This window comes from Treponema berlinense (genome assembly GCF_900167025.1).
GTDB classification, from domain to species: Bacteria; Spirochaetota; Spirochaetia; order Treponematales; family Treponemataceae; genus Treponema_D; species Treponema_D berlinense.
In genome coordinates this window covers 25341-39492 of the sequence record NZ_FUXC01000015.1, presented here as the reverse complement: position 1 = coordinate 39492, position 14152 = coordinate 25341, and the positions used below count along the sequence as shown (strand labels likewise).

Below are 14152 nucleotides of genomic sequence, written 5' to 3'. Positions count from 1 at the left end.
TGGCTGATGGATGATATTTCTGATGAAGAACAGCATTTTATTTTTGAACTGATTGAACGCCGTCATGACGAAGCTTCCACAATTTTCTGTACCCAGTACAAGAAAGATGACTGGTTTGACCGTCTTGGTGGTGGAGTCCATGCAGATGCTATTCTTGACCGTATAGTTCACAATGCAATCTTTGTTGAAACCGGTTCAATGAATATGCGTGAATTCTGTGCAAAAATGCATAAATAATTTTTTGGTGCTCTACTAAATATTAGTGGTGCTCCACGCGTGAATTGCTGTTGCTCAAATTTGAATTTGATGGTGCTTTTCACGCGGAATAATCATAATTCCGTTTTTTTCATGTATTCAAAAAGTGTTTGATATTTTTTCGCTTTGTATTTAGATGGGGTATTTGTTATGTAATTTTTGAGTAAAGGTAAAAAATCCCTATAATGTGAGAAATGATATTTTGAATCTATAAAATCTTCATTTGTATCAGCGAACTTTTCTTCAAACTCACTTCGTTTCCTGCTCTTCCCAAGTTTAAGATAGACCGTTGCCAGTAAAACAGAGTACTGGTCAATTAGTACCATTGCATCACCTTTCGAGTTCTTTAAATTAAACCTTGTAAACATCTAATGCCTCCCATAGTTATTTGATTTAATTTATAGTCAGTTTAAGTCTGGTGAAGTGTGTTATCATTAAACTTAAAATTTCAAAATTGCGAAATCGTGATATTTTTTAACAAAAATTACAATTTATATGATATAATTATCAGCATGGATGTAGATTATAAAAAACTTTGGATTCGCCTTATTGATAGAGGAATTAAAAATAAAACAGAATTAATCCCTCTTGCTGGTATTTCTACCAATATCCTTGCAAAACTCAGCAAAGGTGAGTTTATCTCTATGGAAAGCCTTAAAAAAATATGTATCGCACTGGACTGTGATATTGGGGATATAGTTTCTTTTAGGGAAAATAAATAAAGTGTCGTTTAATGACACTGTGATGTGATAGAATAAAGAATTGGAAGTGGAAAAAATTGCTGTCCGAGAAAACTATTGATATAAAAGAAAATGACCTTCTCAAAATTGAACCAGAACTTCTATCAATTCTTTTAAAAGATAAAACAACTGGCAATAACATCATATGGGCAACTGATAATTACTCCAAATATGGTTTTTCTTATGCTGCTGAGAAAGAAATCAAAATTGAATTAATAACATCTCGTCATGGCGGAATTATAAAGCCTAGAATTGAAAAATCGAAAACAGAACAACAGCAGAGAGTTCGTCAGAAAGCGGAAGTGTTTACGCCAAGTTGGATTTGCAATATGCAAAACAATAAGGTTGATGAAGAATGGTTTGGACGAAAAGATGTTTTCAATTTTGATAAGGAAAACTCTTGGGAAATAAACAATGAAAAGGTTGTATTTCCAGAATCTGAAAAGAAAACATGGCAAGACTATATTCTTTCAAAAAGACTTGAAATGAGCTGTGGAGAGGCTCCTTATATTACAAGTCGCTATGATGCAGTTACTGGGGAATATATTGAAGTTCCCAATAGAATCGGTATCTTGGATAGAAAACTCAGAATTGTTAGTGAAAACACAGAAACTCGTGAAGATTGGATTAAATGGGCTTATAGTGCTGTTCAAAATGTTTATGGTTTTGACTGGCAAGGTGATAATGTACTAATCGCCCGAGAAAACCTTTTGTTTACAATTGCAGAATACTACGAAGCAAAGTTCAATGAAAAACTTGAAACACAAGATTTAGTTGGCTTTGCTAAAGTAATTGCCTGGAATATCTGGCAGATGGATGGAATTAAGTTCGTAATTCCAAACTCATGCTGCACAAAAGAAATTATTGATGAAGATTTGTTTGAACGAAGAATAATTTCAAAACCTTGTGTTGGATGTACAAAAGGTGACAACCGAAAACACAATGGCATTTACTGCATTATTAAAGATTGGGAAACTCATAGAAATATTCGTTTTGTAGATATGGTATTCGGAGGCGGGAAATAATGGCACAGATTTTTAATCAGGCCTTTGAGCAAAAATTGATTTATGTTTATCGCATCAATGATACAGCTCATGAAGGAATTCTTAAAATTGGCGAAGCCTCTTGTAATGCAGGACTGGCTTATTTTGCTTTTGAGCCAAACTGTAAGGAATTAAATGCTGCTGCAAAAGATAGAATTCGCCACCAGACACAAACAGCCGGAGTTACTTTTGAACTTCTATATACCGAAGCAACGGCTTATATGAAAGGAAAAAATCTTATAGTTTTTCAAGATCATGATATTCATGACATTCTTGTACGTTCTGGTATTAAAAGAAAATATTTGATACAGAACATAAAGCAAATGAATGGTTTTACACAGATCTTGAAACTGTAAAGAAAGCAATTGCAGCTGCAAAAGAAGGAAGAACATCTCTCAATGCAAGTGAAGTTTCAAAAGATAAAAGCCCAATTATATTTAGACCTGAGCAAAAAGAAGCCATAACCAAAACTATCAGGCAGTTTACAAAAAAGAATTCCAGTCATCAAATGCTATGGAACGCTAAAATGCGTTTCGGAAAAACTCTTACGGCGTTACAGGTTATCAAGGAATGTGACATTCGTAGAACATTGATTCTAACCCATAGACCTGTCGTTGATAAAGGTTGGTTTGAAGATTATGAGAAGATTTTCTATGACCGTCCGGAATTTCTTTACGGTTCAAAAAATTATGGTGCAAGCCTAAATGGTTGTGAACAAGTTTTTGCAAATTCTGCTACAGGAAGTTATATTTATTTTGCTTCAATACAAGATATGCGTGGTTCTGAACTTGTTGGAGGAAAGTTTGCTAAGAATGAAGAAATCTTCAATATTAATTGGGATTTAATCATAATTGATGAAGCTCATGAAGGAACTCAAACAGAACTTGGTAAAGCAGTTCTTTCAAAATGCCGTAAAGAAAACACGAGAGTCCTTCATCTCTCTGGTACTCCATTCAATCTTATGGATGATTTTAAAGAAGATGAAATCTATACCTGGGATTATGTGATGGAACAACGGGCAAAAGCCGAATGGGATAAAATCCATCAGGGAGACCCGAACCCATATTCTGTACTGCCTAAACTCAGTATTTATACATATAACTTGGGAAAACTCTATCCTGAATATGCAGATGCTGATATTGCTTTTAATTTCCGTGAGTTCTTTAGAGTTGATAAAGAGGGATACTTTATACACGAAGCAAATATAAAACAGTTTCTTGATTTATTAACTAAAGAAGATACTGATTCAAATTATCCATATTCAACAGAAGAATACAGACAGAATTTTCGTCATTCACTTTGGATGATTCCAGGTGTAAAAGAAGCAAAAGCTTTAAGTAAACTTTTACAAGAGCACCCAGTTTTTAGCCAATTTGCAATTGCAAATGTAGCAGGTGACGGAGACGAAGAAGAGGAAGAAAAAGAAGCTTTAAAGAAAGTAGAAAAAGCAATCGGTCCAAATCCAGAAGATTCATATTCAATCACTCTTTCTTGTGGACGACTCACTACCGGCGTAAGCGTAAAACCTTGGACTGCTTGTTTTATGCTATCTGGTAGCTTTAATACTGCTGCAAGTACTTATATGCAGACAATTTTTCGTGTTCAGACACCTGCCGTAATTGGGGGAAAGCAGAAAGAAGAATGTTTTGTATTCGACTTTGCTCCAGACCGCACTCTAAAAGTAATTGCGGAAACTGCAAAAATCAGCAGTAAGGCAGGAAAAACAACAAACAATGACCGTGAGATATTGGGCGAGTTCTTAAACTTCTGTCCAATCATAGGTTTTGAAGGCAGTCAGATGAAGGTCTATAATACCGAAAAAATGCTTGGTCAGCTTAAAAAGGCTTATATTGAGCGGGTTGTTAAAAATGGTTTTGAAGACAGTTAGCTTTATAATGATGAGCTTCTTCACATGGATAAACTTGCTCTTGAAGAGTTTTCTAAACTGAAAGAAATAATCGGTTCAACAAAAGCTCAAGGAAGTACAGGTGATATAAACATTAACGCTCAAGGTTTAACTGATGAGCAGTATGAATTATTACAGATGCCTGAAATCAGAGAAAAACCTATTAAAGAACTTACTCCAGAGCAGCAGGAAGCATTAGCTTGTGAAAAAGAAATCAAGAAAAATCGCGATACTGCAATTTCCATTTTACGAGGAATTTCTATCAGAATGCCGCTTTTGATGTACGGAGCAGATTTACAGAAAAATCTTGATGGAACAGAAGATGCTATTACTCTTGATAATTTTTGTGATTTAGTTGACGACCTTTCATGGGAAGAGTTCATGCCAAAAGGTGTAACTAAAGAAATCTTTGGGCAGTTCAAAAAATATTATGATTCAGATGTATTCCGTGAGTCTGGTGTAAAAATCCGAGAAATGGCTCGTGCTGCGGACAAACTTAGTATTGAAGAAAGAATTGAGCGTATAAGTTCAATTTTTGCTACATTCCGAAACCCAGATAAAGAAACTGTTCTTACTCCTTGGCGTGTTGTAAATATGCATCTTGCGCAAAGTCTTGGAGGCTGGTGTTTCTATGATAAAGATTATAATGAGCAAATACTTGAACCAGAATTAATAAAACAAAATGAAATTACTGATGAAGTTTTTAAAAAGAATACACATATTTTGGAAATAAACTCAAAAAGCGGTTTGTATGCCTTATATTGTGCTTACAGCGTATATCGCACTCGGGCAAAACTTGAGCTAGGTCCTAAGCCTACACGAGAAATGGAAATTGATTTGTGGAAGAAAGTTCTTGCAGAAAACATTTTCTTAATTTGTAAAACTCCTATGGCAAAAAAGATTGTGCAAAGGACTTTGGCCGGATTCACAGGAACAAAAGTAAATGCTCACTACTTTGAAGACTTAGTAAATCAGCTGAAAAACAAACCAGAAAACTTTATAAGCAAAGTGAGTAAAAAGAGCTACTGGCTTCGTCATTCTGAGCGTAGCGAAGAATCCATGGAGGACAATATGAAATTTGATGCAATAGTAGGTAATCCACCATATCAGATTATGGCAACAGGAGAGGCAAACGGTTCAGATCCAATTTATCATCTTTTTATTGATGCAGCCTGCAAGCTTGGTGAAAAGGTAAGCTTCATTCATCCAGCAAGATTTTTGTTCAATGCCGGTAAAACTCCGAAAGACTGGAATGAGAAGATGCTTAATGATGAGCATTACAAAGTTGTTCAATATTGGGCAAACAGTGGAGATGTTTTCCCAACAGTAGATATAAAAGGCGGTGTCGCAGTTACTTATTGGGATAAGAATAAGACTTTTGAAAAGATTGGAACTTTTACCTCTTATCCTGAATTAAATGGAATAAAGAAAAAAGCAGCTCCAACAGAAGAAATAAACAGTTTGATGTCGATAATGTACAATCAAACTAATTTTGATTTGGATGTGTTATTAAAAGAACATCCTGACTATATAAAAGGTATTGGAAGCGAAGGAAAAGATAGGCGTTTAGAAAAAAATATATTTGATAAAATACCTCTTTTTACAGAAAAAAAATCAAATGAAGATGATATTAAAATTTTGGGGGTTATAAAAAATAAACGATGTTATAGATTTATTCCTCGCAAATATTTAGATATTAGTCATGAAAACCTTATGAAGTATAAGGTACTTGTTCCTCGTAGCAATGGATCGGGGGCGATAGGCGAAGTACTATCGACCCCGATACTCGGCTATACAAGAACATTTTTAGGAATTGGTGCTTTTGATTCAAAAGAAGAAGCTGAAAATGCATTGAAATATGTAAAAACAAAGTTTGCAAGAACAATGCTTGGAATACTAAAGATTACTCAAGATAATCCAATTGAAACCTGGAGACTTGTACCTTTACAAGACTTCACCGCAAACAGTGATATTGATTGGAGTAAGTCGGTTTCAGAAATAGATAAACAGTTGTATAAGAAATACGGACTTTCAGCAGAAGAAATCTCCTTCATTGAAAGTAAAGTTCGGGAGATGTAAAAGAATGGATAATAAATTTACTTGTGAAGATTTAAAAACAAAAATAAAAGTAAATGATAATGATTATTTTCACATATTTTTAGGTGCTGGTGCTTCTGTATCTTCTGGTATAAAAACTGGAGAGCAACTCGTATGGGAATTTAAGAAAGAGATATTTTGTGAAAAAAACGAAATATCGCCGAATAAATATATAGAATTATCAGATGAGCAGAAAAATGAAATTCAGATTTTTTTCGACCAGTTAGATGGATATCCAAAAAGGGGAGCCACGAATGAATATTCATTCTATTTTTATAATTATTTGAAAACTCCTGAGGATAGAAGCAAATATATACAAAAATTGGTGAAAGATAAAACGCCAGAGATTGGTTATCTAGTTCTTGGAAAGCTTATTATTGAAGGTAAGTTTAAGAATATATGGACGACAAACTTTGACGAATTAACAGAACATGGTATAAGGTCTAACAAACTTACGCAAACAATAAATGTTTATAGTTCTTCAAATGCTGGCAGTACTATTAATAATAATTCTTTTCCTTGTGTTACAAAATTACATGGAGATTTTAGATATGACTATCTTAAAAATACGAAAGATGAATTAAGGAACATAGAACAGACTCTTGCGAATCAATTCAAAAAGAAACTTATAGATCATGGATTAATTGTAATCGGATATTCAGGTAATGATGAGTCTATAAAAAAATTATTTGATGAAGGGTTCAATAATCAAGAATTTTTAAATAAGGGATTATTTTGGTTATGCAGAGATTCTAAAAATGTTTCAGATAATGTTTTGAAAATTTTAGAAAAAGCAAAAGCTGTAAACGAATACTCTAGTTTAATTGAAATATCAGATTTTGATAATTTCATGAAAAGTTTATTTATTTATTTGGGATATGACTTATCATCTATTAACAATAATTATCCTTCGCTTATTAATAGTAACCCCCAAGAAGCAATCCTAAATTCAGAAAATACCACCATTCAAAATGTTCCAAAAATTAAAAATGAAATTGAAACTATTAGTCAAGCACAAGAGAATTCAACAACTCAAATAAATGGTAATGAAAAGAATATTGGAGAAGAAAAAAATAAGGAAAAGGCTAAAAATAAAACTATTAATCAAGCGCAAGATAGTTCAACAAATCAAATAAATAGTAATGAAAAAGAAAAAAATATAGTAGAAAAAAATAATAATACAAATTTTGAATGTTATTACAATTCAAAATTAAAAATTACTTCTAAAAAAATTGAAGAGCTCTATCTTCCTTTTTATAAAAAGAAATTAATTGATGAAGATAATAATACTGCAACTATAGGTATTGAAGAATTTAAAAAAGTTGTTATTAAACTCATTCAGGAAAAACAATGGAATGATTTTTCAAATATAGCGTTAAGAGGAATTGCAGGAATCGGTAAAACATTAGAGCTATACAGTTTATATAATGAAATAATTGATATGAATAATAATGGTACGTTAAAAGAAAAATGTATTCCTATATTTATTAATTTAAGCAATTATACAAATACTGCATTTAATTTTATAACCAATAATGAAAATTATCTGATATTTATCGATGGATTTGATGAAATATGTGATGCGTTACTTCTAAAAATACAAAAGCAACTAATGGAAATTCTTTCTCTTTATTCTAATATTCGAATTATAATTTCATTGCGTAATAGAATTTTGATAGATGAATTTGAAAAGAAATTACATATACATTCCTTTATACTTCAAAGAATTTTAGAAAAAGAGAACATTAATAGCTCAGATTTAACAAAAGTTATAATAAATGATTTAGGTTCAATTCCAATAAGTAAAAATATCGAAAGTTTAAGAAACACTTCAGATTATAAGAAATATTTACAAAATTTATTATCATTAATTCTTATAGAGGACAAACGACGTTATGATAATTCTTTAAATATAACATATAGGCGTAAAGATTTATCAAAAATAAATTTAAATGTTACTGAACAATATTTAAAACAAATTGCGTTTTTCCAAGTAACAAAAAATAAATCTTTTATTACAGAAAGTGAATTGTATAATTTAATTGAAAATAAAGAACAATTTGAATTCATATTAAAATCTTCATTATTTGAATTTAATGAACCAAACCATATTTATTTTGTTTCTGAAATATATTTATTTTATTATTGTTCTCTTTATATTTTAAATCTACCATTTAGCAAAATAAAAAACATATTTTTTACTTCGTCTGGGAAAATAAAAGAGCAAAGAGTTAAAGCAATCCAATACATTCTCAATTTTATTGATTATAATTCAAAGCTTTATACTTTAATTATTGATACAATTAAAAATGAAACATTGGCCTATATCTTATTAACAAACTATAACAAACTTTCGCCGATTGAAAGAATTAATTTTTATAAATCTATCATAAAAGAATTTGATAATAATACGAAGATTATTTATTATGCTCGTTTTATACAAACTCATGATTTATTGAAGAATATAGATTCCTTGTCAGAATCAATGCATAAATTACTGCCAGAAGAGTTTTATGATGAAGCTGTAAAACTACATTGCGATACGATTAAAAACTTTTTAAGAAATCCAACTATAGAAGATATAACTACTTTCGAAAATGCAGTTATTTTGCTTGGTGTACATGATAAATTCTGGAACGAAAAACAGTATCCTTTATTAAAGGAAGTTGCTGTTCCGTTAATACGATTTTTCCGTGAAAATGAAATTGCAAAGAAGATGAAAGGTCTACTTTCAGAAGATATTATATTAAGCTGGTATGAAGATTACGATTGGACAATCAACTGGGAAGAAAAAGAGTGGATCACATTTGTAAAAGAAATAACTAGCATTGATAATATAGAATTCTATAATTTCAAGGATGAAAATGAATTTCGTATAAAGCTAAAGTTATTTAATCATTTTCACTCAAATTTTTATATTAGAAAATTACGAGTACCTCTTGCAATAAAGATTCTCCAAAATAAGAATTATAGTTCAGATGAAGCAGCTTTTGTTCCTAATTCGCTTGATGATGATTTTGAAATGCCTACTATTCATTTTGATAATGACATTTCATATTTTTCATATACAATAAAAATCTATGAAATATCAATTTCTGATATTCTTTATATATTAAATTCTATTGATTCTAATTATGTTCATCATAATACAGCATATCAAGTGGAAGAACTTTATAAAGATTTATTAAAATCATTCAAGGAAAATATTTCAAAAATTCAAGATGATGAAATTCCTGCATTATATACACTGTTCCAAAAATATATTACTACGAATGATGGTATTTTTATTTCAGATTTTAATACATATTTAAAATTATTAAATGACAATCACAAAGAATCATTATTCAATTTATTATTATCTGATTTAATAAACAATACTAATTGGCAGAATTTATGGATGCTTCATAATTCTATTGTTATTCTTCTTGATATAAAGAATAAAGATAAAGCAATTTCTCTTTGTCAACAATTGAAGGGAATGGATAGAGTATATAAAGAATGTATTGCAGATATTTATATTCCAAATTTAAATAAACATCCTTTATATGAATTATCAAAAAAGGAATATCCTTTATTATTTCCACAAACTGTTAAAAAAGATGAAGAACATAAAAAAAATCTTTCTCAATTTGAATCATTGAAAAAAAAGATGCTAGAAAAAGAGATAGATATTATTGCAAATAAAGATAATCTTCTTTGTGAAGTAAACAATATAATTGAATATCTTGATAAAACAAAAGAGTATTCTGAAAGAGATACTGATCGTGGAAAATTATTGGATTTACAGGTAGATTATATCGGTAACAAACTTCAATATGCATATGAGGAAGACTATAAGATTCCTAAAATATTTTCTTCTTTTGCTTTAACTTATTTATTCAATTTTACAAATGATGACCAAAGCTTAAATAGACAACAGGCAATAAAGAATATAGAAGAATGGTTTGCTGACGACAAATACTTTTGGCGCTATTTTTTCTGGTTATATATTTGCCATTATAAAAAAGAAGAAACAGACGAGTTTTTAAATAAGAATCCAAGTTTGATTGAAAGAATAAAAGAATCTATGCAACAAGAAGTTTCATATTTTTCTGCCGAAAACGAGTTATCTTTATACGATGTTAGCGTCCGGCGAATTTAACCATTACGAGTCAGGAGAAAATCGCCAATTTTAGTCAGACGAAAATGACCAAAAATCCCATCTCACAATTCAAATTTTATTCGATTTCCTGAATGCTGTCAGTAACAGTTTGCACTTTTTTCGTAGTTAGGTTGAATGCTTCTCGCTTTTGTCCGCGGTGACTGGAACCTGAAAAATTGAAAATCATCACATCATCAAAAATTCGGTCCATTGCACATTTCAAAGTATCTTCTTCAGCAAAGCATTGTTTCCAGAACTTTGGTTGCTTGTTGCTGGTGAAAATTATGTTGAAGTTGCCTTCTTTGTTGTAGCGGCGGTCAATCATGTCGAAGAAAAGCCTTGTATTTTCTGTATCGAAATTACAATAACCGACTTCATCAATCACGAGGCAGGATGGCTTCACGAGAGAACTTATGACTCTGTTCTCACGGCCATATTTACGTGCTTCGGTAAACATGTCGTTCAGTTCCGTCATCTTGATGAAATAAGTCTTCAGCATTCTCCTGCAGCATTCATAACCAAATGCCATTGCAAGATGCGTTTTACCGGTTCCTGCAGGTCCAATAAAAGCAAGATTTTTGTGAGCATAAAGTGGTGCCAGAGTTGTGATTCCCTTTAGCTTTTCAAGTCCCTTTCCCGAAAGTTCCGAAAAATCAAAGTTCTCGAAAGTCTTGGGATTTTTCATCGGGAGTCTTGAGCATTTTAAGAGAAAATTCACTGAGGCTTCCTCTTTTCTGGCTGCAAACTCTGCGAAAACTTCCGAAACTGCCTGCATCTGTAAGTCAGAGAATTCTCTTTCAATCATGTAATCGGCAATTTCTTGTTCCGTAATCTTCATCTTCAGAACATCAAGACTGTTGCCCAATGAGGAAATAATATCGCTATTCATCATCTCCTCCACTGAAATCGAACTGATCAAAATAGTCTTCTTCGTCAGGCTGCATTATCTGCTCTATCAAAGTCTTTACATCTGCTGTAGGGAATTCTTCAGGCTGGTCAGGTCTGGCATACTGATCCTTGCAGTAGCTGTCATAGCGGCTCCAGGTTACTTCATGCGTAGCAAGCTTTTGCTTCATGTCTTCAGAATAAATCAGAAGTTCATGGCCAAGCCTGTATACATGCACCGTTTTCTGTGTGTATGTGTACGGAACCCCGAAACGTCTGCCTTCATAGTTTACAAAGCCGTCAAAGGAAATGCGTCTTTCCGGACACAGATATACAAACAGTTCCTCGCGTTTCTTAAGTTCTGCCGCTACCAGGAGACATTTTTCCGCATGAACATCATTTGGAATAAGGTTCAATGCTTTCTGGTATCTTGAATTCTGTCTGTTACACCAGTCCAATGCCTGTTCATTCAGGTTGGTGACATTCAGGAATGTTCTTCCTGCAAGAAAATTTCCCTTTACAAACTGTACAAGCCGTTCAACTTTTCCTTTTGTGAAAGGATGGTATGGCTTGCACAACCTGGTCTCGAATCTGACGGTTTTCATAAAAACCTCATAATCATGGTTCCAGACAGGTTTTCCTTCACAGTCTCTTTTTGTAACGACAGATCTCATGTTGTCAGTAAGGATAGTCTTTGGAATTCCCATATACTTGAAGGCATGGAGCATTCCGATGAACAGGTTTTCCTGTTTTGCGTTTGGAAAGAACTCAATGAACCGCTGCCCGCAATGATGGCAGATCATGGCAAAACAGGCAGCCCGGATTATTTCTCCGTTCTCTGCAAGGACATCAACAAATCCCCAGTCCATCTGGTAGCTCTGTCCGGGTTCCGTTGAGAACCTTCTTCCGCGGTTTCCCTGTGGCGACATTATTTGCCGCGGTGCAGGTACAAGATTCTTATGCTTCTGAATATAGACTTTTACCGATGTGAGTCCGCCTTCATATCCAAGTTCCTGAAGTCGTTCAAAATAGACCTGGGAATTTGTTATGTTTGTCTTAAGGAAATTGTTCAGTACGGATTCGTAACCTGAAAGAACATTTTTCGCTGCTGTTCTTCCTTTGTTTCCATTTGGTTTTTCTTCAAACCTGTTCTTCTTCAGCCGCCGGAGTTTTCCACGCGTTATTCCGGTCAGCCGTTGAAGCTCAGCTAGATTAACTTTCTCTTTTGAAAAATTTTCACCTTCGCGGGTCTTAATTAGTTCCAGAGCCTGTGATAAACTTAGGGGTGAGCTGTTATCAATTTGTTCATTCATATTTCTCCTTCGATGGGATTTTAGGTCAAATACCATTCTAAGGATTATGGCTAAAATTGATAATGGCTTTTTTCTTTTGACTTTTTTTGGTTAATTTCGCCCGACTCGTGGAGGTTATTTTCTCCCGACGCTAACAACGATGGGGGACGTAATCGTTTTTGGGTAGTTCCATTTGTTCATTATTTATCAAGATTCTATAGTAATAAGCTGCCAGAATGGTTTGAAAAAAGCAAAATATTAAATTTCATTGCTTATCCTGCATGGCAACTTTCTACAGGTTATGGAGTTCATATTAATGGTGAATTCAAATGGGAAAGTTGGAATTCTGTTTTTGATTGGATAAAAACTGTTTCCGATTTAGATGAAGATTTGATTATTGAAAAATCATTATCAATTCTTCCTGAATTAAAATCAGATCAGTCGATAACACAAATAGTTACTGTATTTGTTGAAAAAATAAAAACTAATGAAAAGTATAGACAACAGATGCTGGATGTTATTATTGAGAAAACTATTGAAGAATTACAAAAAGATTTTAAAGACCATAATGAAAAATCAATTATGAACGGAGGAGCATTATCTTCTTTCTGGAGAAAGACACAAGAAGATTTTATAGATAAACTTTATCCATATGTAGATTTCTCAAAATATAATCCTGATGATATAAATTATTGCAGACGTTCTGTTTTTGAGTATATTTGTAAAAATGCAAATGAAAATGAAAGATCAAAGATTATTGAATCATTGAAAAATCGAATATCTGAAAAAACTATTAGAATATATCTATCAAAAATGGGATATGATAAGGCTATAATTCTAACTATTAATGAATTTCTTAATGGTGAAAAATTTAATACAGATTATGCTTTTTATTCTTCTTTGTTTGGAAAATCAACTTCATCATTGCGTTTGTTAAATAAATACTTTCAGTTATATGAGTATTCATTAGAAAAAAAGAATGATAGACGTGATTATCTAATTGGATATGCCAAAGAAGGTATACTACAGACTACAACTAAAAGTAATTTTTGGTTTATAAAAAGGAACTTCAATAAATTAATAAAGAAATATAAGAAGGATGGAAAATATTTTGAAGGTGTTGAAGATTTCTTAAATGAAATTGAACAGAGATCCTTTGATAAAAATTAATTTACAAAAGGAAGATGAAAATTTAGATAGTAGAGGAATATAAATGGAACAAGCATTAATAACCGCCGTAGAAGCAATAAAAACAGCAATTTTACAGTCACAATATCAAGCCGCAAAAGAAACTACTCGTGTTCAACTCATTCTTTATTATGGAATTGGCCGCTATCTTTCCTCAAAAAAGGGCAAGAAAACATGGGGAACAAGTGTTCTTGAAACCATCAGTGCCCAGCTTAGAAAAGACCTACCTGGATTACGTGGCTTTTCTGCTAGTAACTTAAAAAATATGCGACAATTCTATGATAACTGGGCATTTCTTGAAGATTCAAATTCGACAGATGCGTCTGTCGAATTACTGGCTGTCAGTTCAAATTCAACAGTCATAACTGACGAATTAAAAGACAACCAAAAATCAGTAATCCCGATTACCGATTTTAAGCTTACAGGAATTAATCTTGCAGATTTCCCCGTAGAAGATTTCTTCAAAGTTCCTTTTTCGCACCATATTGCAATTTTCAGCAAAGTAAAAAATCTCCAGGAACGCTACTACTATATTCATCGTGTTGTAGAAAGTTCTGCCAGATTTGGATGATATTAAGAAGATTATGTAGAGGATTCAAATAATA

At 32.3% G+C, this 14152-nt stretch carries 12 protein-coding genes; 9 read left to right on the top strand and 3 right to left on the bottom strand.

Annotated features, from left to right (window positions below; translation table 11 throughout):
- Positions 1–237, top strand: a 237-nt coding sequence (locus tag B5D47_RS10515) for an ATP-binding protein (RefSeq protein ID WP_159443531.1), incomplete at its 5' end; no start/stop codon positions are given.
- 92 nt (positions 238–329) lie between these two features.
- Here B5D47_RS10515 and B5D47_RS10510 read toward each other — a convergent pair.
- Positions 330–623, bottom strand: coding sequence for a hypothetical protein (locus B5D47_RS10510; protein ID WP_078931798.1), 294 nt, complete (start codon positions 621–623; stop codon positions 330–332).
- Positions 624–767: 144 nt separating this feature from the next.
- On the opposite strand from B5D47_RS10510, the gene B5D47_RS10505 reads away from it, so the two are divergent.
- The 6 genes from B5D47_RS10505 to B5D47_RS10490 are packed head-to-tail and all read left to right on the top strand — an operon-like array spanning position 768 to position 10182.
- On the top strand, positions 768–977 hold the full coding sequence (locus tag B5D47_RS10505; protein WP_078931802.1) for a helix-turn-helix domain-containing protein: 210 nt from the start codon (positions 768–770) through the stop codon (positions 975–977).
- Positions 978–1033: 56 nt separating this feature from the next.
- On the top strand, positions 1034–2020 hold the full coding sequence (locus tag B5D47_RS10500) for a restriction endonuclease subunit M (RefSeq protein WP_143592700.1): 987 nt from the start codon (positions 1034–1036) through the stop codon (positions 2018–2020).
- Positions 2020–2394, top strand: a complete 375-nt coding sequence (locus tag B5D47_RS11575; protein WP_200806583.1) for a hypothetical protein — start codon at positions 2020–2022, stop codon at positions 2392–2394. The genes B5D47_RS10500 and B5D47_RS11575 overlap by 1 nt, the downstream gene beginning before the upstream one ends.
- Positions 2337–3926 carry a DEAD/DEAH box helicase gene (locus tag B5D47_RS11570; RefSeq protein WP_200806585.1) on the top strand — a complete coding sequence of 530 codons (1590 nt, stop codon included), beginning with the start codon at positions 2337–2339 and terminating at the stop codon, positions 3924–3926. Before B5D47_RS11575 ends, B5D47_RS11570 begins: the two co-directional genes overlap by 58 nt.
- Positions 3927–3950: 24 nt before the next feature.
- Positions 3951–6023, top strand: a complete 2073-nt coding sequence (locus B5D47_RS11720; protein ID WP_234970026.1) for an Eco57I restriction-modification methylase domain-containing protein — start codon at positions 3951–3953, stop codon at positions 6021–6023.
- A 4-nt stretch (positions 6024–6027) separates the two neighbouring features.
- Positions 6028–10182, top strand: a complete 4155-nt coding sequence (locus B5D47_RS10490) for an SIR2 family protein (protein WP_078931797.1) — start codon at positions 6028–6030, stop codon at positions 10180–10182.
- Between the two features lie 76 nt (positions 10183–10258).
- On the opposite strand, the gene B5D47_RS10485 is transcribed toward B5D47_RS10490, so the two are convergent.
- Positions 10259–11071 (bottom strand): ATP-binding protein, encoded by an 813-nt coding sequence (locus tag B5D47_RS10485; protein ID WP_200806582.1) that lies wholly within the window; start codon positions 11069–11071, stop codon positions 10259–10261.
- Positions 11064–12380, bottom strand: coding sequence for an IS21 family transposase (gene istA, locus B5D47_RS10480; RefSeq protein WP_078931796.1), 1317 nt, complete (start codon positions 12378–12380; stop codon positions 11064–11066). Before istA ends, B5D47_RS10485 begins: the two co-directional genes overlap by 8 nt.
- A 369-nt stretch (positions 12381–12749) precedes the next feature.
- Between istA and B5D47_RS10475 the strand changes: the two genes are divergently transcribed.
- Complete coding sequence (locus B5D47_RS10475) at positions 12750–13529, top strand: hypothetical protein (protein ID WP_078931795.1); 780 nt, start codon at positions 12750–12752, stop codon at positions 13527–13529.
- A 43-nt stretch (positions 13530–13572) separates the two neighbouring features.
- Entirely contained in the window at positions 13573–14118 is a 546-nt protein-coding gene (locus B5D47_RS10470) for a DUF1016 N-terminal domain-containing protein (protein WP_078931794.1), read from the top strand.
- Positions 14119–14152: the final 34 nt, after the last annotated feature.

What these genes read in the sequence shown, in the direction of transcription:
- B5D47_RS11575 (WP_200806583.1), top strand. Translation starts at nt 2,020, where the DNA reads ATGGCACAGATTTTTAATCAGGCCTTTGAGCAAAAATTGATTTATGTT.
- B5D47_RS10470 (WP_078931794.1), top strand. Translation starts at nt 13,573, where the DNA reads ATGGAACAAGCATTAATAACCGCCGTAGAAGCAATAAAAACAGCAATT.
- istA (WP_078931796.1), bottom strand. Translation starts at nt 12,380, where the DNA reads ATGAATGAACAAATTGATAACAGCTCACCCCTAAGTTTATCACAGGCT.
- B5D47_RS11720 (WP_234970026.1), top strand. Translation starts at nt 3,951, where the DNA reads ATGGATAAACTTGCTCTTGAAGAGTTTTCTAAACTGAAAGAAATAATC.
- B5D47_RS10505 (WP_078931802.1), top strand. Translation starts at nt 768, where the DNA reads ATGGATGTAGATTATAAAAAACTTTGGATTCGCCTTATTGATAGAGGA.
- B5D47_RS10490 (WP_078931797.1), top strand. Translation starts at nt 6,028, where the DNA reads ATGGATAATAAATTTACTTGTGAAGATTTAAAAACAAAAATAAAAGTA.
- B5D47_RS10485 (WP_200806582.1), bottom strand. Translation starts at nt 11,071, where the DNA reads ATGAATAGCGATATTATTTCCTCATTGGGCAACAGTCTTGATGTTCTG.
- B5D47_RS10510 (WP_078931798.1), bottom strand. Translation starts at nt 623, where the DNA reads ATGTTTACAAGGTTTAATTTAAAGAACTCGAAAGGTGATGCAATGGTA.